The following is an 18901-nucleotide window of genomic DNA, read 5'->3' on the forward strand; positions in this document are numbered from 1 at the left end:
CGACACCACGGCCGCGGCGGCCTACCTCTTCGACGCCGTCCCGGAGAACGGCCAGCCCCGCCTGTCCCTGCCCCACACCTTCACCTCGGTCACCCCGGGCAGCCTGACGCCCCCGACGGGCCTGGTGGTCCTGGGCACGTGAAGGGCCCCGGCGGAGGCCGGGGCGGGGCGGGGCGGGGCACGGGGCGGGGGAAACAGAAGAACCCCACACGATGTGTGGGGTTCTCTCTGGTGTCCGAGGGGGGACTTGAACGGTTGGTCACCCTCACCTGCTGTTTCTCGGTGTTTCGGACCGCTGTTGGTCATGCGTTGATCACGTGGCCAACGGATCCAGCTCCGGGCAATAGAGACTCCTGCTGACGCCACTGGTCTCAGTCCAGGGATGCCAACGCACCCGCTATGAGAGACCGTGCCGCAGCTCCCCGCGCGGCTCCCTGTGAGAGCCCTTCAAAGGCTCTGGCGTACAGCTCGACCTGACTGGGCTGCGTGAGGGTGGAAGCAGCGTCCAGCGTGTCCGCGTGCACCCTGGTGTCATCGAAGATCGTGAAGGTGGGCATGGGCCATACGGTCCGTTGCACAGAGAACGGGATGATCCCCACGGCGACGTTCTGGAGATCCATAACCCCGAGCAGGTGGCCAAGCTGTGCCGCCATGGTTTCGGCGCTGCACAGCCGGTACCGCAACACCGACTCCTCCAAGACGAACGAGAACCGGCGTGCGCCGTTGCTCAGCACCGCGTTACGCCTTATGCGGGCCGCCACGGCATCACTCACGTCGTTGGGAGTTCCCCGGAAGTCTGCGATGGACGACAGAAGGGCAGCGGCGTATCCGGGCGTCTGAAGGAAGCCGGGGATCACGTCGGAAACGTAGACCCGGAACATCTTGGTTTGTTGGTACAGGTCTCCTGTGGACTCTTGCAGGCGACGGAGACCGCTCTGCTGGAGTCTCTTCCACTGCACATGAGCATCGGCGGATTGCCTGTTTGCTGCGATCAGGTCAGGGGCCTGATCGCCAGCGGCGCAGGCTCGGCACCACGCTTTGATGTCCGCGTCAGAGGGAGGGGTCTTAGCGTTCTCGATCCGGGACGACTTCGACTCGGACCAGCCGCATCTGACAGCCAGCTCCCGCCCGCTGATCCCCGCATCCTTCCGGATCTCGCGCAGACGCCCGGCAAGGTCTTCGCGGGCCTTCTGCACGCTGGAAGAGGGGTGTGGGGGCATGAAGCTGGCCTTCGTCAGATCTCGTACAGGTGGTGCGGGATCGCTCGCTCCCAAACTACTTGGAAGGCGTTGGAGCACACCTTCACGGTTTCTGGGTCGGCCGTGATCTCGTCCTCCACAACCACACCGTCACCCGAGAAGTGGTGCACCCGGAGAAGCGCACCATCGAACAGCCAGAAGTCGTTCCCCGGCAGGGGGATACTCGTGGCCCGTCGCCGTGGCAACCACCGGACTTCCTCGCCCGCAGTGACGTTGGCGTGGGTGACGTAGTGCTCCCAGCGGATGTACTCCGATACGGGCTCGGAGATCACCCGGGCCCGGCGGATCGCCACGCCCCGGGCCACGGTATCCGTGATCAACTGGTCATAGGGATGCCACCAGGATTCGCGGTCTTCCCAATTGATCCGCTCGCCCCGCTTCCACGCCTTGAACCGGTCCGTCGGGGCATAGGAGTCGCGCAGCTCCAGGTGGACGGCGGACCGCTCGCACTGGCCAAGCAGCTCAGCGAAGCTGGGCACGCTCGACGGCATCACACGCCTCCCTGATCATCGGGATCATCCGGGCCGGAATCCTGACGATGGCTTCACTGTCGGGCACCGGACCGTTCGCGGGGCTGCTCCCCTCACACTCCGCCTGAGTCTCGGGGCTCGGCTTCCATCCCTGCAACAAGATCTCCTGAGCTTCCGCGTCCGCCCACACGGTGGGGCAGTGGTCCCGGTCGGTGTTGGGGTCGATACCGACGAACTCTACGGCCATGGCTGGCTCCCTGGTCCACGTGCTTGCTCGGGCTTGCATCAGCTTCACTGAAGTGCAGAGACAGCGTCAATACCGCTATCAGCCAAGGAAATTGGCGTGCAAGCCTGTGCAAGAATGTGGCTCCTCGCGCTGACCCCTTCCTAGGGTCGCTTCATCGACCACGGGAGCGGCCGGGAGGGCGCGATGACGGCGACGAGAGCGCAGCAGGAAGTAGCAAGACTGTTCCCCAATCCATGGCCAGAGGCGCCTGATACGTGTGTGTACTGCGTCAGGCAGGCCAGGGTGCGGGCGTCTGCCAGTGGGCCGCTTCGGGGGACGGCGATCAGTGACGTGAACGTTCGGATCCGTCGTCACACCGCGAGGGGCCACCAGTGAGCCCGGTGGTCTCTACGGGTGGGAAGGCGGCGTGGCCGCAGGCTGCTGAGGGCTGCAAGGTGTGCGCTGCTCTGGATGGGGAGCGGGCTGAGGCCTTCGACGACGGCGACGCGCGGACCGTGGTTCAGGTGAACGCGGAGATCAGGAACCATTCGCATCAGACAGAGGGGGCGGATGTGGGTCCCGCTAATGAATCTGACTCTGCTGGTGTGGAGTTCGGGGACGAGTCTGAGTTTGTTGCTTTACTGAGGATGGGTTGGGCGGTCATGCAGGCCAAGAAAAGGCTTGGTGAGGACGCGTACACCGATCCGGACTCGCGGACAGCGGACGCGATTCTTGTTGCGTTGCCGAGCCTTTTCACGGCTGCCGATGAGGCCATTGAGAAAGCCCTGGCTCAGAACAGTGGTGATCTGCGCATGATTGAAGAGGGCTCGGGGGATGGCGAATCGGTGGGGTGACATGCCACGACTGAGCGCGCAGGAAGTGAAGGAGAACCGGAACTACATAGCCGCTCATGAGGAGAAGCTGAGGATGCGGCTGGCCAACGGCGAGACGTACACGCAGCTTTCCGCTCAGCTCGGGATCGGTGAGGGTGTGTTGCGTCGGATGCTGGAGATCGTTCTGCCTGATGGGAGGAGGCGTGTCTATCCTGCTTGTGTCTGTGAGGATCAACAAACCTACGAGGTGCCAGGCTTGGGCGGCGCTGTACGCGTATCAGGTGGCGGCCGTGAGGCGTGGGATTCCGGGAACGCCACACTACGAGGGGCACGTGAATTCCTCAGTGACATGCCGTCGCATGTACGGGCACGATGGATGGCATGAAGCGGGCATGCGTCCGAACCTTCACGTGCATGGGGATGGGGAGATCGGGATTCGCTGGAATACGTCCAACGGTCGTGCGAACGGCTGTCAGGTTGTGCTGCTCAAGTCTCTTGCCTCCTGAACTGTTCTGCGCACACGGCTAAGGGCTGTCCCGTAAATGATCTACGAGCTGCCTCGGGCGTGGCCGGCAGTCGTCCGGTTGCTCATCTATCCGGCGAGGGCGAGGTTGTGCATCCGGGCGATGCCGAGCATGGCATGGTGGACTCCGTCGCCTTTGAGGCGGCAGTCGCGGAGGATCTTCCAGGTCTTCATGCGGGCGAAGACGTGCTCGACGCGGGCGCGGACCTGCTTGTGGGACTTGTTGTGTGCTTGCTTCCAGTCCGGAAGGTCTTCGCCCTTGCGCCGGCGGTGGGGCATGACGAGCCCGGTGCCGGGATAGCCGCCGTCGGCGATCGTGAGTGTTCTGCCGACTGCGGCTTCGGCGCCGGATTCCTCCCACGCCTTGCAGTCGTTGCGGTTTCCGGGAAGAGGCCGGCCCACCACGACGACCAGGCGTGTGTCGGCGTCGATGACGACCTGGTGGTTGGTCGAGTACCGGTAGTTCTTGGACTGCTCCGCCACCGTGTGGTCCCTGGTCGGGACCAGGGTGCCGTCCACGATGAGCACGGTGACCTTGGCGAACCGCTTGCGGGGCTGGAGCGCGAGCATCGGCCCGAGGTGGTCGATGATGCGGTCCGCTGCCGACTTGGACACCCCGAAGAGCGGGGCGAGCTGGCGCATCGTCAAGTTCGTGCGCGCCAGTACACCGCGACCAGCAGAGCCCGGTCCTCCAGCGGCAGGCTCCAGGGCCGGCCCTTACGGACCACATCCGCGCCCTCGCGCCGCAGCATGGTCACCAGCTTGCCGAACAGGCGAGGGCTCAGCCCGGTGAACGGGGCTATCCAGGACGGCTTTGACGCCGTGATCACACCAGCCACACCGCGATCATTGCACCGGGCCCGCGTGCCCCGTCAGCAAGGCCGCGCCTCAGCGGAACTCGTGGATCACCTGAATCTCACCGACAATGTGGGCGTTGAAGTCGTCGAGCTCCTCGGCTGGAACCCATAGCTCAAGGATCGTCTGTCCGCCGGCCTGCTGGATGGAATACCGGCTCAAGAACTCCGCCTCGACCTCAAAGCGAGTGACGAAGCCGGCGCCATCGTGCTTCACGTTCCAGTCCCGCGCGATCCTGACCGCGTAGTCCTCGTTGAGGACCGGGTAGAAGATCGGCTGCTCGGGCAGCCGGGGTGGCCAGGCACGCCAGCTCAGCTCCCGAACCAGATCCAGCTCCTTGGGGCCGGTAGGGCGCCACAGGGTCGTTGTTGCTTGCTGGCTGGTCATCTGCATCGCTCTCTGAAACGTAGGCCACCGGTTCGACGGGGCGGGAGACCGGACGATACCGGCACCGCGAACTCAGCAGCTACGCAGTTTCCGCAGCAGGTTGACTCCGTGACCAGCAGTTACGGGACAGCCCTTAGTCGAAGCAATGAACAAAGCCCCGGCCTCGCCCAGGCCGGGGCTTTCTTGGTTAGAGGTCGGATCCTCAGAGCAGTGAGCGGAACGGGTTCTCGGCTGTGGGTACGGCCGGAGGAGCTGGGTGCTGCGTGGGGGCCGGGCGGTAGGAGTCGATTCGGACGACCTTGGCCCCTGTTGCTTTCCATTAAGGTCCGCTTCGCCGGCGCTGACGCGCCGTGGTGGAAATCGTCACCCCTTGGAGTGTGAACACGGTGGCAGGTCGGCCCGTCTTCCCCGACCGATCCACGGTGACGACGATTTCGGGCGGTGCCTTGACCTCACTGGCGCTGGCACCGACGTAAGGCAGGACCTGAGAGGACGTGGCCCGACCGCCGTGCATCTCAATCCGTGCCCGCACCTTGTCCGCCAGACTGAGCGACTGGCGCTGAGTCTTCGGAGCGTCGGCCCCCTTGGGGACGGCTTCAAGCTCTATCGGGGCGAGGCAGGCGGCCCCCAGGACCCCGAGAAGGTGTCGGCGCGGTGGCGCACCCTTCGGAGCCGGCTGCACCTGCCCGAGGGCTTCCGGATTCACGACTGGCGGGCGAGCAAGATCACGAACGATCTGGACGAACACGAGAACCCCGTAGAGGTTTCCGCGAACGCCCGGCACCACTCACCGGGCTACACCATGGCCCGGTACGGCAGGCGCCTGTCATCCCTGGTCTGACCTGGGGAATCGCTGGGCTGTTGGTCACGTGGTTGGTCACGCCACTGCCCAGAAAAGCAGAAAACCCCACATGAAGTGGGGTCTCAGCTGGTGTCCGAGGGGGGACTTGAACCCCCACGCCCGATAAAGGGCACTAGCACCTCAAGCTAGCGCGTCTGCCATTCCGCCACCCGGACCAGGTGGTCGGCCCCGGTTTCCCGCGGCGACATGGACAACAATAGCAAAGGATCGGCGGGGCTCCGACCACATATCCGACCGGCGACCGTCCGCCACGCCGGGCTGACCTGCACGCATGCACGGATGGGCGCAACGAGACGAGGTGTCTCGCCGAGTCGGGCGGCGGACCGGATGGTGATACCGGCTGGACAGGGAGGGTGCCGGGCGGTCGGATAGCTGCGCACACATCCGGGGGGAGCCGCGCATGGAAACCGAGCACCGCGTCAGCACGCTGGAGCTGTTCTTCGACCTCGTCTTCGTCTTCACGATCACGCAGTTGACGGTGCTGCTGGCGGACGACCTGAGCCTGCGGGGCGCGGGGCAGGTGGTGCTGATCTTCACCGTGCTGTTCTGGATGTACGGGGGCTACGCCTATCTGACCAACCAGGTACCGCCGGACCGGCCCGTGCGGCGGCTGCTGATCCTGCTGGCCATGGGGGCCTTCCTGGTCTGCGCGCTGGCCGTGCCGACCGCCTTCGGGGACGGCGGCGTGGCCTTCGGCCTGGGCTATCTCGTCGTCGTCCTCACGCACAGCGCGCTGTACACGCAGGCCCACGGCCGCGGGGTGCTCTGGTTCGCCCTGCCCAATGCGCTGTCCGCGCTCTCGGTCACGGCGGCCGGGCTGTTCGACGGGCTGCCCGCGTGGGGGCTGTGGGTGCTCGCGCTGGTCCTGCAGTTCGTGACGCCCGTGATCGTGCGGCGGGTGGCGGCCAGCGGACAGCAGGGGGAGCCGGCCGCCGCGGAGGAGACGGTCGGGGACCAGCTCGGCGGGATCAGCGCCCCGCACTTCGTGGAGCGCCACGGTCTGCTGCTGATCATCGTGTTCGGCGAGTCCGTGATCGCGATCGGCATCGGCGTGGGCGCGATGCCCCCGACCTTCGGGATCGCCGGGGGCGCCTTCCTGACGCTGGCCGTCGGGGCGGCCCTGTGGTGGATGTACTTCGTGCGCGACGAGGGCCGGGCCGAGGAGGTCTTCGCCCGTACCGCGCCGGACCTCCGCTTCAAGCTGGCGCTGCGGGCGTACTACTACGCCTTCCTGCCGATGCTGCTGGGCATCGCGGCCTTCTCGGCGGGCGTGAAGAAGACCATCGGGCACCTCGGGGAGCAGCTGGCCGCGGGGCCCGCCTTCGCCCTGGCGGGCGGGGTGGCCTGCTACCTGGCCGGCGACATCGCCTTCCGGCTGGTGCTCGGGATCCGGCCGGTCCTCTTCCGCGCGCTGGCGCTGGTGCCGGTGCTGGCCACCGCCGCCGCCGGGATGCGGCTGGGCGGTGCGTGGCAGCTGACGGCGCTGGTGCTGGTCCTCGTAGCGGCGCTGGCCGTGGAGGAACGCGGCGCGGGCACGCCCCGGGCCGCGTCCGCGGCGGCCGGGGTCACGGGCAGTGGATGACCTGGCCCGCGTAGGAGAGGTTGCCGCCGAAGCCGAAGAGGAGGACGGGGGCGCCGGAGGGGATCTCGCCGCGCTGGACCAGCTTCGACAGGGCCATCGGGATACTGGCGGCCGAGGTGTTGCCGGAGTCGACGACATCGCGGGCGACGACGGCGTTGACGGCGCCGATCTTGGCGGCGAGCGGCTCGATGATCCGCAGGTTCGCCTGGTGGAGGACGACCCCGGCCAGTTCCTCCGGGGTGACTCCGGCCTTCTCGCACACCTTGCGGGCCAGCGGCGGGAGCTGGCTGGTGGTCCAGCGGTAGACGGACTGGCCCTCCTGCGCGAAGACGGGCGGCGAGCCCTCGATGCGGACCGCGTTGCCCATCTCCGGGACGGAACCCCACAGCACCGGGCCGATGCCCGGCTCCTCGCAGGCCTCGACGACGGCCGCGCCCGCGCCGTCGCCGGTGAGCACGCAGGTGCTGCGGTCGCTCCAGTCGGTGATCTCGGTCATCTTGTCGGCGCCGATGACCAGGGCCCGGGTGGCGGAGCCGGCCCGGATGGCGTGGTCGGCGGTGGCGAGGGCGTGGGTGAAGCCCGAACAGACGACGTTGATGTCCATCACGGCGGGGCCGCCGCCCATGCCCAGCTTGGCGGCGACGCGCGCGGCCATGTTGGGTGAACGGTCGATCGCGGTGGAGGTGGCGACCAGGACGAGGTCGATGTCGTCCGGGGTCAGACCGGCGCCGGCCAGCGCCTTGCCGGCGGCCTGGTAGGCCAGCTCGTCCACCGGCTCGTCCGGGCCCGCCATGTGGCGGGTGCGGATGCCGACGCGGGACCGGATCCACTCGTCGGTGGTGTCCACCATGGCCGCGAGGTCCTCGTTGGTGAGCACTTTCGCGGGCTGGTAGTGCCCTAGCGCCACCACGCGTGAACCGGTCATGGGCGGGGTCCCCCCTCGTACGGAAGTCAGGATCACCCAGCTTTGCCTGCTACTGGTGGGTACGTGTGCGTGTGACCCGACAGGATTCCGGCCCCCGAATTTGGAGATTCCCGAGGATCCACCTGCCGGAGGCGTCGTGGGAAGCGGAACCGGGACAATGAGCTCGTCGGACCTCCGGCGGGTACAGCGAGAACAGAAGGGGTGGACTGATCACCATGGGACGGGTCACCGAGCGCCGTCGCGTCGTCCGGATCCGGAACGGCGGGGCGGGCGTCCGCCCGGACACACTGGTGGCCGAGGAGCCGCTGGAGATACGGCTGAACGGCAGGCCCCTGGCCATCACGATGCGCACGCCGGGTGACGACTTCTCCCTGGCGGTGGGCTTCCTGGTGAGCGAGGGAGTGCTCGGCGCCGCTGCGGACGTCCAGGCCGTCACCTACTGCGAGGGCGCGACCGAGGACGGTGGGAACACGTACAACGTGGTCAACGTGCAGCTGGCCGCCGGGGTCCCCGTGCCGGACATCACGCTGGAGCGGAACGTCTACACCACCTCCTCCTGCGGCCTGTGCGGCAAGGCCAGCCTGGACGCGGTCCGCACGGCGACCCGGTTCCCGGGGATCGCCGCCGATCCGGTACGGGTTCCCGTGGAGGTCCTGACCGAGCTCCCGGACCGGCTGCGCGCGGCCCAGAAGGTCTTCGACCGCACGGGCGGGCTGCACGCGGCCGGGCTGTTCACGGCGCAGGGCGAGCTGCTCGACCTGCGGGAGGACGTGGGCCGGCACAACGCGGTGGACAAGATCGTCGGCCGGGCGCTCCAGTCGGGCCGGCTCCCGCTGACGGGCGCGGTCCTGCTGGTGTCGGGCCGCGCCTCCTTCGAGCTCGCGCAGAAGGCCGTGATGGCGGGCATCCCGGTGCTGGCGGCCGTCTCCGCGCCGTCCTCGCTGGCGGTGGACCTGGCGCTGGAGTCGGGCATGACGCTGGTCGGTTTCCTGCGGGGGCCGGACATGAACATCTACGCGGGCGAGGAGCGGATCGCCCTCCCGGACCCGGCCAGGCGGGTCTAGGGGCCGCCTGCCACCGTGGATAGGGACGTGTGCGGCGCCACGAGAGATCACCCTTGTGCGCCGTGTTCCAGCGACGCTGCGGGGGAAAGATCGGTGGGCGCCGTGCCGGCGCACCACGACCGGCCTGCCCGGCCTCACCAGCCGATGGGGAGAAGACCTTGCCCGACAAGCCCCGCAACGACGAAGACAACGACGACACCGACCTCCCCGCAGGCGAGCCCGTCTCGGAAGTCGATCCGGCTGACGTCATCCAACAGTCCATCCCCATGCCACTCGACGACGATTACGAGGGCGACACCGCCGAGTACTAGCTAGGGCTAGGCCGTCTCTTTCGGATCTTGTCGGTCGGGCCCGCGTTGTCCGGTGCCGTGCATCACAAGGCGGAGGGGCGCCCGTGTACTGGACGTACTCGGTCGCCCCGACAACGCGGCGATGTGCGGTGCCGGGCAGCGCGGGCCCGGCAAGATCCGAAAGAGACGACCTAGCGTCCCCGGCGGCTGCGGCGCGTGGCGTTCGGGGCCTGCTTCGGGGTCGGGGGGTCGATGCGGTGGAGGTCCAGGGTGGGCGGGACCGGGGTGGAGCCCGGCCCGCCGGAAGCGGCCCAGGCGATGATCTCGTCGGTCGCGGTGTCGTCCAGGGCCCAGCCGAACCAGGCCGCGCGGGCGCCGCGTCGGCGGGCCTCGGTGGTGGGCTGGACCACGATGACGTTGGCCTGGGCGCACGGGCCGAGGCAGTCGCTCGTACGGACGGCCAGGCGGCCCCCGGAGGCGGCGGCGGCCTCCCGCAGCCGGGCGAGTTGGCCGGCGTGGTCGGAGCCGGGGTTCTTGCGGGGATCGCCGCAGCAGCAGCCGCGGCAGACCACCAGGGTGCAGGGGCGTTCGGCGTGGGCGGCGAGCGGGCGTATCCAGGTCACCACCGCACGTTATCGGGCCCGGCCCGTGGGCTGTTGGGCCGAGCGCGAGACCTCCGCCACACGGTCGGCGGCGAGTTCGGGTACGGGGTCCTGCGCGCGGCGGCGGGCGAGGACGGCGCAGACCATCAGCTGCATCTGGTGGAAGAGCATCAGCGGGAGCACGGCGAGGCCGGCCTGGGCCCCGAACAGGACGCTGGCCATGGGGAGTCCGGCGGCCAGGCTCTTCGTCGACCCGGCGAACTGGATGGCGATGCGGTCGGCGCGGCCGAAGCCGAGGCGGGCCGCGCCGTACCAGGTGACGAGGAGCATGACGGCGAGCAGTACGGCCTCCACCAGCAGCAGGGCGCCGAGCCTCGGGACGCTCACCTGGTGCCAGATGCCCGCGACCATGCCGGCGCTGAAGGCGACGTAGACGACGAGCAGGATCGAGCCGCGGTCGACGTAGCCGAGGACCCGCTTGTGGCGGACGAGGAAGCCGCCGGTCCAGCGGCGCAGGGCCTGTCCGAGGACGAAGGGCAGCAGGAGCTGGAGGCTGATCCTGAGGAGGGAGTCCGGGGAGAAGCCGCCCGCGTCGTTGCCGAGCAGGCCGGCGGCGAGGACGGGGGTGAGGACGATGCCGGCCAGGCTGGAGAAGGAGCCCGCGCAGATCGCGGCGGGGACGTTGCCGCGGGCGATCGAGGTGAAGGCGATGGAGGACTGGACGGTCGAGGGGACCAGGCAGAGGAAGAGGAGGCCGGCGTAGAGCGGGGGTGTGAGGACGCCGGGAACGAGGCCGCGGGCGGCCAGGCCGAGGAGGGGGAAGAGCAGGAAGGTGCAGGCGAGCACGGTGAGGTGAAGCCGCCAGTGGCGCAGGCCTTCGAGGGCCTCGCGGGTGGAGAGCCGGGCGCCGTAGAGGAAGAAGAGCAGGGCCACGGCCGCGGTGGAGGCGCCGCCGGCGAGGGTGGCGGCCGCGCCGCGGGCGGGGAGCAGGGCGGCGAGGCCGGCGGTGCCGAGCAGGGCCAGGATGTAGGGGTCCAGGGGCAGCCAGGCGGGGAGGTGCGGGCGGCGCATGTGCGGTTGCTCACTTGCTGTCGGGGCGGTGCGGGGGTGCCGGGGCGGGGAGGTCGAGGTGGTGCTCCTTTCATCGTCGGGGCACGGCGGTGATCGGGAAACCAGTACACCGTACTTACTGTCATTACGATCCTCGATAGACGACGGGCTCTCACCGGCCAAGATCAAAGAGCCACGGCTTGGACGCCGCCGTCCGGGGCGGACGCCCGGCTCGTGCGGCGGAAGGCGGCCCGGTAGGCGCTCGGGCGGTGGCCGGTGTGGCGGGCGAAGAGGGCGGCGAAGGTGCCGGGGTCCTGGTAGCCGACGGCCGCGGCGATGGCGGCGACGGTGCGGTCGGTGGTCTCCAGAAGGTGCCGGGCGCGGCGGACCCGGGAGGCCTGGAGATGGGCCAGCGGGCTGCGTCCGGTCTCTTCGGCGAAGCGGCGCAGCAGGGTGCGGGTGCTGACCCGGAAGGCGTCCGCGAGCGCGGCGAGGTCGTACCGCTCGGCGAGGTTCTGGTCGAGGCGCCGCATGACCCGCTGGGAGAAGTCCCGGCCGGGCTGCGGGAGGAGCCGCGGGTCGACGTACGGGGTCTGGAAGAGCCGCGCGTCGTCCACGAGCGCCACCCGTGCGGTGGTGCGGGCCACCCGGGCGCCGTTGTGCCGGCGGATCAGGTCCAGCGCGAAGTCGTACATGGCGCTGAAGGCGGCCGTGGTCGTCACCCCCGTGTCGGTGACGACCAGGTGCTCGGGCCGCACGTCGGCGTCCGGGCAGCGCCTGGCCAGTTCGCCGGCGTGCAGCCAGGAGGTGGTGGCCCGGCGCCGGTCGAGGAGCCCCGCCTCGGCGAGCAGGAACGCGCCGACGCAGAGGGAGACGACGGCGGTACCGGCGGCGGCCTGCGCGCGTATCGACGCGATCTCGGGGGCGAGCCGGGCGAGCCGCGCGTCGAGGTCGGTGTCCGGGGGCAGTTCGAAGCCGGGGACCACGAGGACGTCGACCTCGCGCAGGGGACGCACGTCCACGCCGGCGCCGCCCGAGACGGTGACCCGGCGGCGGGGCGAGACGACCGACACCCGGTAGCCGGGCGCCTCCGGTCCGGCGACGTGCCCGGCCATCGTCAACAGGTCGGGGACGCCGAACACTTCGGATGCGAAACAGCCCGGGTACGCCAGTACCCCGACCCGCAGCGCACCCGGCTCGGCGCCCGGCCCCACGCCATCCTCCACGTGCCGCGCCGCCGCCTCCGCCATCGCTCCCGTACCCCCTGGTGTTCCTGGCCCCGTGTCGCCGACCGCGTACCGCTCGCCTGGCCCGCCTCCGCCGCCGCGGTCCCTCGCGTGTGGCGAGATTACCCCTGGGCACGGCGATCCCGCCCCTCATCCGGGGGCGGTTCCGGGAGGAGGCTGGCCCCATGAGCGACGACGATCCGATCACCGACTTCACCCGCCGGAGCGTGGCCGTTGAGGGGGTGGAGAAGACGGTGTATGTGGCCGGGGCCGGGCCCGCGGTCGTGGTGCTGCCCGAGATGCCGGGGATCAGTCCCGACGTTCTGCGGCTCGCGCGCTGGGTGCGGGACGCGGGCTTCACCGTCCATGTGCCTTCCCTGTTCGGGACTGACGGCGCCTTCCCCACGGTCGAGGGCGGCCGGGAGATCGTCCGCCGCGCCTGTGTCAGCGCGGAGTTCCGCGCTTTCGCCGGGGGCGGCACCAGCCCGGTGACGGTGTGGCTGCGCGGCTTGGCGCGCCACGCCCACGCCGCGTGCGGTGGGCCCGGGGTGGGCGCGATCGGTCTGTGCTTCACCGGCAACTTCGCTCTCACCATGGCCCTGGAGCCGGCGGTGATCGCCCCGGTGGTCAACCATCCGTCGCTGCCGCTCGACGACCCCGGCGGACTCGAACTCGACGCGGCGGACGCGCGCGCGGTGCGCGACCGGCTCCACCGCGACGGACTCACCGTCCTCGCCTACCGCTTCGAGGGTGACCGCTGGTGCACCGGGCAGCGCTTCGCCGCCTACAGGGCGCTGCTCGGCGAGGCCTTCGACGGGCGGGTCCTGGCGGACAGCGCCGCCAACCCGGCCCCGCCGCCGTTCTTCGCCGACTTGGTGGGCACCCCGCACAGCGTCGTCACCGCCCATCTCGTCGACGAGGCCGGCCACCCCACGGTCCGGGCCCGCGACGAGATCCTCGCCTTCCTCACCGAACGCTTGCACCCGCACGGGAACCGACCGCTGCCCGCCACCTGACCGGGCGCTGGTCCGCCGGACACCGCTGCGGAAACGGTCCGCCGCGACCGCCATGTGGTCGCTCGACGCGCCCACCCGCAGGCGACACCGCGCGCGGCGTCCGGCGCGCACAGGTGGCAGGACAGCAGTATCTCGCAGAGGCGCGAAGGCCCTCGTTCAGCTGAGGAAGTCGCTATGCCGTCGATCGCCGTGAACGGGACAGACATCTACTACGAGCTTCGGGGCGCCGGCCCATCGGTGCTGTTCATCTCCGGCGCGACCGGCGATGCCGGACACTTCGACCGGGTCGCGGACCTGCTCGCCGACGAATTCACCGTGGTCACCTACGACCGGCGCGGCAACTCCCGCAGCCCCCGCCCCAGCGGGTGGCAGGCCACCTCCGTACCTGAGCAGGCCGACGACGCCGCAGCACTTCTCACCGCGCTGGCGCTCGCTCCCGCCGCCGTGTTCGGCAACAGCTATGGGGCGATCACCGCCCTCGACCTGCTCATCCGCCACCCCGGCGTCGTCCGCGGCGCCCTCCTGCACGAGACCACGCTCTTCTCGATCCTGGAGAACCCGGGCGAGGCCCAGGCCACCCTGAGGCCGGTCATCGAAACGGGGATGGCCGCCGGCGGGCCTCCGGCGGCCGTGGAGCACTTCATCCGATTCGCTGCGGGCGACGACAACTGGGATCGCCTGGACCCGGACCTGCGCCACAGGATGACCTCGAACGGAGAGACCCTTTTCGGCGTCGAGATGGGGACGTTCGAGTCCTACCGCCCTGACGACGCGACGCTCGCCGGCATCACCACCCCGGCCCAGGTCTTGGTCGGCCAGGAATCACCGGATTACTTCCACGAAGCCGCCGCCTGGCTCGCCGGCCGACTCGGGGTCGAGGTAGTGCGGACCCCGGACGCACACACGCCGCAGTGGGGTCATCCCGAGGAACTCGTCCGCACCATCAGGCCGTTCCTTCGGGCCCTCTCGTAGCTGAAACACGGTCGCAGAGCCCGGACGGGCGAAACGGAGCGCCGCCCTGCTTGTCGCTCCCCGACTGGCTGCGGCGGTGGCCGCGGTAGCGGCGGTGGCCCGAGCAGGTCCGGCGCAGGCGAGGGCGGGGCCGGCGCTGCTGCTGGCCGTCGTACAGCTGCCCCTGGAGGGGGAGCGGCGTGATGGCTTCGAGGAAGCCGCTGCCGGTGCATCACCGGGTGGATCGCCGTGGAATCCCGATACGGCCTAGCCTGGGTGGCATGTACGACCCTGTCCAGCTGCGTACCTTCCTCACGGTGGCCCAGACGCTCAGCTTCACCCAGGCGGCCGGGCGGCTCGGTGTCGGGCAGTCCACGGTCAGCCAGCACGTACGGCGGCTGGAGGAGGCGACGGGGCGGGCGCTGTTCGCCCGGGACACGCACAGCGTGGAGTTGACGGAGGACGGCGAGGCGCTGCTCGGCTTCGCGCGGACGATCCTGGAGGCGCACGAGCGGGCGGCGGCCTTCTTCGCGGGGACGCGGCTACGGGGGCGGCTGCGGTTCGGGGCCTCGGAGGACTTCGTGCTGACGCGGCTTCCGGAGATCCTCGAAGGGTTCCGGCACGAGCACCCCGAGGTGGATCTGGAGCTGTCGGTGGAGCTCTCGGGCACGCTGCACGAGCGGCTGGACGCGGGGCGCCTCGACCTGGTGCTCGCGAAACGGCGGGGGCCGGGTGACGAGCGGGGCCGTCTCGTCTGGCGGGACCGGATGGTGTGGATCGGCGCGGAGGGGCTGCGGGTGGACCCTGAGCGCCCTGTTCCGCTGATCGTCTTCCCGCCGCCGGGCATCACCCGGGCCCGGGCCCTGGAGGTGCTCGAGCGGGACGGGCGGGCGTGGCGGATCGTGTGCACGAGCGGCAGCCTGAGTGGTCTGGTCGCGGCGGCGCGGGCCGGGCTGGGGGTGATGGCGCACACCCGGGGGCTGATCCCGCCGGGCCTGGTGCGGGTCGGCGGGCTGCCGGAGCTGGGGTCGGTGGAGTTTGCGCTGCTGCGCGGGGCGCGCGTCTCGGCTGCCGCCGAAGCCCTGGCCTCGGCGGTGCTCTCGGGTGCGGACCGCCTCAGCCGCACGGCGTGACCGGGCTCGGGCCGGAGCCGCGCCTCAATCGTCGGCGGGGCTGAGAGTTGAGGCCGGGCTCAAGGACCCTGGGGCTCCGCCCCAGACCCCGCGCCTCAAACGCCGGCGGGGCTGGATTTGGCCCGGCGGGGGCGGATTCCGCCGGCCGGGGCTGGATTGAGCCCCGCGCGGCTGAACTGAGCCCTGCTCGGCGGGATTGAGCCCGGCGCGGCTGAACTGAGCCCTGCCCGACTGGATTGAGCCTGGCGCGGCTGGATTGAGGCCCGTGGGGCTGATCGGGGCTGTGGGGATCGTGGCGGTTGGGCTGGGGCGGGGGCGGTGGGTATCTGGGGCTGCGGAGGTCTTGTGGAGGAATCCGCAGGCTGATCGACTGCGACCGGGCGTGGGATAGCGTCGCCGCGCTGCGCGGAGAGGAGCGGGGCCTTGCGGGAGATCACCGTCCCACCGGTCGTCACGGGGGCGCCCGTCGGCGGGCTGGCCGACGTCGTCTTCCAGCACGCCCGTCAGGATCCGGACCGGGTGGTGCTCGGCCGGAAGAGCGGCGGGGTCTGGCGGGACGTGACGTCCGGGGAGCTGGCCGCCGAGGTGCTCGCGCTCGCGAAGGGGCTGCTGGCCCAGGGGGTGCGCTTCGGGGACCGGGTCGCCGTCATGTCCCGCACCCGGTACGAGTGGACCCTCTTCGACTTCGCCCTGTGGGCGATCGGCGCCCAGCCGGTCCCCATCTATCCGACGTCCTCCGCTGAGCAGGTGCACTGGATCCTGTACGACACCCAGTGCACGGCCTGCGTCGTCGAGAACGAGGACCAGGCCATGACGGTGGGCTCGGTCATCGACGGGCTCCCGCACCTGCAAAGGCTGTGGCAGCTCGACGCCGGGGCCGTGGACGGGCTCGTCGCCGACGGCCGCGGGGTCGCCGAGGACGTCGTGCACCGCCATCGCGGCGCCGTGACGCCCGACGCGACCGCCACCGTCATCTACACCTCCGGAACCACCGGCCGCCCCAAGGGCTGTGTGCTCACGCACGCCAACTTCATGTACGAGACCGACACCCTGGTGACCCGCTGGGAGTCGGTGTTCCAGGCGAGGCAGGGCGAGCAGCCGTCCACCCTGCTCTTCCTGCCGCTGGCCCATGTCTTCGGGCGGATGGTGGAGGTGGCCGCCGTCCGGGCGCGGGTCAAGCTCGGGCACCAACCCGTGTTGTCCGCAGCCGAGTTGCTGCCTGACCTCGCCGCCTTCCGGCCGACCTTCGTGCTCGGCGTCCCGTACGTCTTCGAGAAGGTCTTCGCGGCCGCCCGCCGCACGGCGCAGGCGCAGGGGCGTACGGGGCCCTTCGACCGGGCGGTGGAGACGGCCGTGCGGTACGCGGAGGCGCGCGAGCAGAAGGCCTTCGGTCTCGGGCCGGGGCCCTCGGCAGGCCTGCGGATGGAGCACCAGCTCTTCGAGAGGCTCGTCTACGGGAAGGTCCGCGAGGCGATGGGCGGCCGGGTGCGGCACGCCATGTCGGGCGGGTCGGCGATGTCGCGCCGCCTCGGGCTGTTCTTCGACGGCGCCGGGATCACGGTGTTCGAGGGGTACGGCCTGACCGAGTCCTGCGCGGCGGCCACCGCGAACCCGCCGGGGGCTACGAAGTACGGCACGGTGGGCCGGCCGATCCCGGGCAGCACGGTGTACGTCGCGGACGACGGGGAGGTCTGGCTGCACGGCGCCCACATCTTCTCCGGGTACCTCGGGGACCCCCGCTCCACCGAGGCGGTGCTGCGCGGCGGCTGGCTGGCGACCGGGGACCTGGGGCGCCTGGACGAGGACGGCTACCTGACCATCACGGGGCGCAAGAAGGACATCCTGGTGACCTCCAACGGCAAGAGCGTCGCGCCGGCCGCGCTGGAGGAGCGGGTCCGTTCGCATCCGCTGGTGTCGCAGTGCGTGCTGGTGGGCAATGACCGGCCGTACATCGCGGCCCTGCTCACCCTGGACATGGACGGGATCGCGCACTGGCTGTCGATGCGCGGCCGGCCGCAGTTACCGGCCGCGGACCTGGTGAACGACCCCGAGCTGACGGCGGAGGTCCGCAGGGCGGTGGTGGCCGCCAACGCCCTGGTCTCGCAGGCGGAGGCGATCCGCACCTTCCGGGTGCTGGCCGAGCAGTTCACGGAGGAGCGGGGGCTGCTGACCCCCTCGCTGAAGCTCAAGCGGCGGGCGATCGAGAAGGCGTACGCGAAGGAGGTCGCGGCCCTCTACGAGTCGTGAGGAAGCAGGAGCCGAAACGGATCTGACGTGCCGTCACTTCGCCTCGGCCGAAGATATTGACGATCCGTCAGGTCGCGCACAGAATGCGGGGATTCCGACCGGAGGGATCCCCGACATGTTGCGACCGATCCGCACCCTGGCCGCCGCGGCGGCGGCCCTCGCGCTCGTCTCCGCCTGCAACTCCGCCTCCACGAACGGCACCGGCCCGGGCGGGCCCGGTGACGCCACCGGGAACACCCGCGGGGTTAGCGCCGACTCGATCAAGGTCGGCGGGATCGTGTCGATGACCACCGCCAGCGGCTACAGCAAGAAGGACACCGATCTCGGCGCCAAGGCCCGCTACCTCAGAGCCAACGCCGAGGGAGGCGTGGGCGGGCGCACGATCGACTACCTCGGCGCGGAGGACGACGGCCAGGACCCCGGGAAGAACTTGGCGGCCGCCCGCAAACTCGTCCAGCAGGACAAGGTCTTCGCCGTCTCCCCCATGAGCTCGGTGACCTTCTCCGGCGCCGATTTCCTGGAGCAGGAGAAGGTCCCCACCTTCGGCTGGGGCACCCTGCCCTCCTTCTGCGGGCCCAAGTACATCTACGGCTTCAACGGCTGCCTGGTCCCCTCCCCCGGCGGCACCCTGAACCAGACCTGGCCCGAGGGCATCAGCACGATCCTCGGCGGGGCGCAGGGCAAGTCGGTCGCGGTCATCGCCAACGACAGCGACGCCGGGAAGTTCGGCATCCGGACCTTCCAGCAGGGCTTCGCCAGCGCCGGGTTCACGGTCTCCTACGCCAAGGCCTCCGTGCCGGCCACCGCCGTCCCGAGCGACTGGTCCGCGTACGTGAAGGAGATCCTCTCCAGCAACGGCGGCAAGGCCCCCGACGCCGTCGTCTCCGTCATGCAGACCCCCAACAACATCGGCCTCTTCACCGCGCTCAAGCGCAGCGGGTACAAGGGGCTGCTCTCCGACCCGACCGACTACGACCCCGGGCTGCTCGCCAAGGACGCCACCAAGCAGGCCCTCGACGGGGTACACGTGCTGCTGCAGTTCCAGCCCTTCGAGTCGACGGACCCGAAGATGGCGCAGTTCAAAGCCGATATCAAGGCTGCCGCGGGCGGCCAGGACGTGCCCCTGAACATGCACATGATGACCGGATACATGTCGGCCGACCTGTTCGTGTCCATCGCGCGGAAGGCGGGCCGGAACCTGACCGTCGAGTCCTTCCAGGCCGCCGCGCAGAGCTTCTCCGACACGGGCACGCTCGTCGGCGACCGGGCGGAGCCCAAGGGCCAGAAGGACAGCTTCGGCTGCGGAGCGCTCGTACAGCTGAAGAACGGCGCGTACGAGGTCTCCGTCCCGTTCAAGTGCTACCCGCCCATCCCCTTCAAGTAGAGGCCGGAGCGACTGG

General features: G+C 70.2%; 17 protein-coding genes, 1 tRNA gene and 1 pseudogene. 9 read left to right on the top strand and 10 right to left on the bottom strand.

The features are described from left to right. Positions 1 to 371: 371 nt before the first annotated feature. The 3 genes from ACZ4TV_RS03830 to ACZ4TV_RS03840 are packed head-to-tail and all read right to left on the bottom strand — an operon-like array spanning position 372 to position 1976. Positions 372 to 1220: a helix-turn-helix domain-containing protein gene (locus ACZ4TV_RS03830; RefSeq protein ID WP_468130342.1), complete on the bottom strand. Its 849-nt coding sequence runs from the start codon at positions 1218 to 1220 to the stop codon at positions 372 to 374. Between the two features lie 14 nt (positions 1221 to 1234). Then, positions 1235 to 1750 carry a DUF6879 family protein gene (locus ACZ4TV_RS03835; RefSeq protein WP_468130344.1) on the bottom strand — a complete coding sequence of 172 codons (516 nt, stop codon included), beginning with the start codon at positions 1748 to 1750 and terminating at the stop codon, positions 1235 to 1237. After that, positions 1722 to 1976: a hypothetical protein gene (locus ACZ4TV_RS03840; protein WP_356414369.1), complete on the bottom strand. Its 255-nt coding sequence runs from the start codon at positions 1974 to 1976 to the stop codon at positions 1722 to 1724. The genes ACZ4TV_RS03835 and ACZ4TV_RS03840 overlap by 29 nt, the downstream gene beginning before the upstream one ends. 371 nt (positions 1977 to 2347) lie before the next feature. Between ACZ4TV_RS03840 and ACZ4TV_RS03845 the strand changes: the two genes are divergently transcribed. Beyond that, positions 2348 to 2809 (top strand): hypothetical protein, encoded by a 462-nt coding sequence (locus ACZ4TV_RS03845; RefSeq protein ID WP_468130347.1) that lies wholly within the window; start codon positions 2348 to 2350, stop codon positions 2807 to 2809. 571 nt (positions 2810 to 3380) lie between these two features. Here the strand turns inward: ACZ4TV_RS03845 and ACZ4TV_RS03850 are convergent. From ACZ4TV_RS03850 to ACZ4TV_RS03860, 3 genes and pseudogenes are all read right to left on the bottom strand, one after another. After that, positions 3381 to 4150: pseudogene (locus tag ACZ4TV_RS03850) on the bottom strand (transposase). Positions 4151 to 4199: 49 nt separating this feature from the next. Continuing rightward, entirely contained in the window at positions 4200 to 4559 is a 360-nt protein-coding gene (locus tag ACZ4TV_RS03855; protein ID WP_468130349.1) for a hypothetical protein, read from the bottom strand. Positions 4560 to 5482: 923 nt separating this feature from the next. After that, a tRNA-Leu gene (locus tag ACZ4TV_RS03860) sits at positions 5483 to 5570 on the bottom strand. Positions 5571 to 5815: 245 nt separating this feature from the next. Between ACZ4TV_RS03860 and ACZ4TV_RS03865 the strand changes: the two genes are divergently transcribed. Further along, positions 5816 to 6997, top strand: a complete 1182-nt coding sequence (locus tag ACZ4TV_RS03865; RefSeq protein ID WP_468130351.1) for a low temperature requirement protein A — start codon at positions 5816 to 5818, stop codon at positions 6995 to 6997. Here the strand turns inward: ACZ4TV_RS03865 and ACZ4TV_RS03870 are convergent. Beyond that, positions 6981 to 7922, bottom strand: a complete 942-nt coding sequence (locus ACZ4TV_RS03870) for a beta-ketoacyl-ACP synthase III (protein ID WP_468130353.1) — start codon at positions 7920 to 7922, stop codon at positions 6981 to 6983. The genes ACZ4TV_RS03865 and ACZ4TV_RS03870 overlap by 17 nt on opposite strands. A gap of 215 nt (positions 7923 to 8137) precedes the next feature. Between ACZ4TV_RS03870 and fdhD the strand changes: the two genes are divergently transcribed. Continuing rightward, positions 8138 to 8986: a formate dehydrogenase accessory sulfurtransferase FdhD gene (gene fdhD / locus ACZ4TV_RS03875; RefSeq protein WP_468130355.1), complete on the top strand. Its 849-nt coding sequence runs from the start codon at positions 8138 to 8140 to the stop codon at positions 8984 to 8986. Positions 8987 to 9144: 158 nt separating this feature from the next. Next, on the top strand, positions 9145 to 9297 hold the full coding sequence (locus ACZ4TV_RS03880; RefSeq protein WP_468130357.1) for a hypothetical protein: 153 nt from the start codon (positions 9145 to 9147) through the stop codon (positions 9295 to 9297). A 170-nt stretch (positions 9298 to 9467) separates the two neighbouring features. On the opposite strand, the gene ACZ4TV_RS03885 is transcribed toward ACZ4TV_RS03880, so the two are convergent. From ACZ4TV_RS03885 to ACZ4TV_RS03895, 3 genes are all read right to left on the bottom strand, one after another. Continuing rightward, positions 9468 to 9899: a (2Fe-2S) ferredoxin domain-containing protein gene (locus ACZ4TV_RS03885; RefSeq protein ID WP_468130359.1), complete on the bottom strand. Its 432-nt coding sequence runs from the start codon at positions 9897 to 9899 to the stop codon at positions 9468 to 9470. Between the two features lie 9 nt (positions 9900 to 9908). Further along, on the bottom strand, positions 9909 to 10949 hold the full coding sequence (locus ACZ4TV_RS03890; RefSeq protein WP_468130361.1) for a bile acid:sodium symporter family protein: 1041 nt from the start codon (positions 10947 to 10949) through the stop codon (positions 9909 to 9911). Between the two features lie 164 nt (positions 10950 to 11113). Next, entirely contained in the window at positions 11114 to 12178 is a 1065-nt protein-coding gene (locus ACZ4TV_RS03895) for a GlxA family transcriptional regulator (RefSeq protein ID WP_468130363.1), read from the bottom strand. Positions 12179 to 12339: 161 nt separating this feature from the next. On the opposite strand from ACZ4TV_RS03895, the gene ACZ4TV_RS03900 reads away from it, so the two are divergent. The 5 genes from ACZ4TV_RS03900 (at position 12340) to ACZ4TV_RS03920 (ending at position 18885) form a co-directional block, all read left to right on the top strand. Next, on the top strand, positions 12340 to 13170 hold the full coding sequence (locus tag ACZ4TV_RS03900) for a dienelactone hydrolase family protein (RefSeq protein ID WP_468130365.1): 831 nt from the start codon (positions 12340 to 12342) through the stop codon (positions 13168 to 13170). Positions 13171 to 13344: 174 nt separating this feature from the next. Further along, the gene (locus ACZ4TV_RS03905; protein WP_468130367.1) at positions 13345 to 14142 is read left to right on the top strand and encodes an alpha/beta fold hydrolase; all 798 of its coding nucleotides are present in this window, start codon (positions 13345 to 13347) and stop codon (positions 14140 to 14142) included. 260 nt (positions 14143 to 14402) lie between these two features. Continuing rightward, on the top strand, positions 14403 to 15254 hold the full coding sequence (locus tag ACZ4TV_RS03910; RefSeq protein WP_468130369.1) for a LysR substrate-binding domain-containing protein: 852 nt from the start codon (positions 14403 to 14405) through the stop codon (positions 15252 to 15254). 423 nt (positions 15255 to 15677) lie between these two features. Then, positions 15678 to 17501, top strand: a complete 1824-nt coding sequence (locus tag ACZ4TV_RS03915) for an AMP-dependent synthetase/ligase (RefSeq protein ID WP_468130371.1) — start codon at positions 15678 to 15680, stop codon at positions 17499 to 17501. 115 nt (positions 17502 to 17616) lie between these two features. After that, positions 17617 to 18885, top strand: coding sequence for an ABC transporter substrate-binding protein (locus ACZ4TV_RS03920; RefSeq protein WP_468130373.1), 1269 nt, complete (start codon positions 17617 to 17619; stop codon positions 18883 to 18885). Positions 18886 to 18901 lie beyond the last annotated feature (16 nt).

It is taken from the genome of Streptomyces sp. NPDC028910 (assembly GCF_055564955.1).

What these genes read in the sequence shown, in the direction of transcription:
- ACZ4TV_RS03835 (WP_468130344.1), bottom strand. Translation starts at nt 1,750, where the DNA reads ATGCCGTCGAGCGTGCCCAGCTTCGCTGAGCTGCTTGGCCAGTGCGAG.
- ACZ4TV_RS03830 (WP_468130342.1), bottom strand. Translation starts at nt 1,220, where the DNA reads ATGCCCCCACACCCCTCTTCCAGCGTGCAGAAGGCCCGCGAAGACCTT.
- ACZ4TV_RS03855 (WP_468130349.1), bottom strand. Translation starts at nt 4,559, where the DNA reads ATGCAGATGACCAGCCAGCAAGCAACAACGACCCTGTGGCGCCCTACC.
- ACZ4TV_RS03840 (WP_356414369.1), bottom strand. Translation starts at nt 1,976, where the DNA reads ATGGCCGTAGAGTTCGTCGGTATCGACCCCAACACCGACCGGGACCAC.
- fdhD (WP_468130355.1), top strand. Translation starts at nt 8,138, where the DNA reads ATGGGACGGGTCACCGAGCGCCGTCGCGTCGTCCGGATCCGGAACGGC.
- ACZ4TV_RS03900 (WP_468130365.1), top strand. Translation starts at nt 12,340, where the DNA reads ATGAGCGACGACGATCCGATCACCGACTTCACCCGCCGGAGCGTGGCC.
- ACZ4TV_RS03920 (WP_468130373.1), top strand. Translation starts at nt 17,617, where the DNA reads ATGTTGCGACCGATCCGCACCCTGGCCGCCGCGGCGGCGGCCCTCGCG.
- ACZ4TV_RS03870 (WP_468130353.1), bottom strand. Translation starts at nt 7,922, where the DNA reads ATGACCGGTTCACGCGTGGTGGCGCTAGGGCACTACCAGCCCGCGAAA.
- ACZ4TV_RS03895 (WP_468130363.1), bottom strand. Translation starts at nt 12,178, where the DNA reads ATGGCGGAGGCGGCGGCGCGGCACGTGGAGGATGGCGTGGGGCCGGGC.
- ACZ4TV_RS03910 (WP_468130369.1), top strand. Translation starts at nt 14,403, where the DNA reads ATGTACGACCCTGTCCAGCTGCGTACCTTCCTCACGGTGGCCCAGACG.
- ACZ4TV_RS03905 (WP_468130367.1), top strand. Translation starts at nt 13,345, where the DNA reads ATGCCGTCGATCGCCGTGAACGGGACAGACATCTACTACGAGCTTCGG.
- ACZ4TV_RS03865 (WP_468130351.1), top strand. Translation starts at nt 5,816, where the DNA reads ATGGAAACCGAGCACCGCGTCAGCACGCTGGAGCTGTTCTTCGACCTC.
- ACZ4TV_RS03890 (WP_468130361.1), bottom strand. Translation starts at nt 10,949, where the DNA reads ATGCGCCGCCCGCACCTCCCCGCCTGGCTGCCCCTGGACCCCTACATC.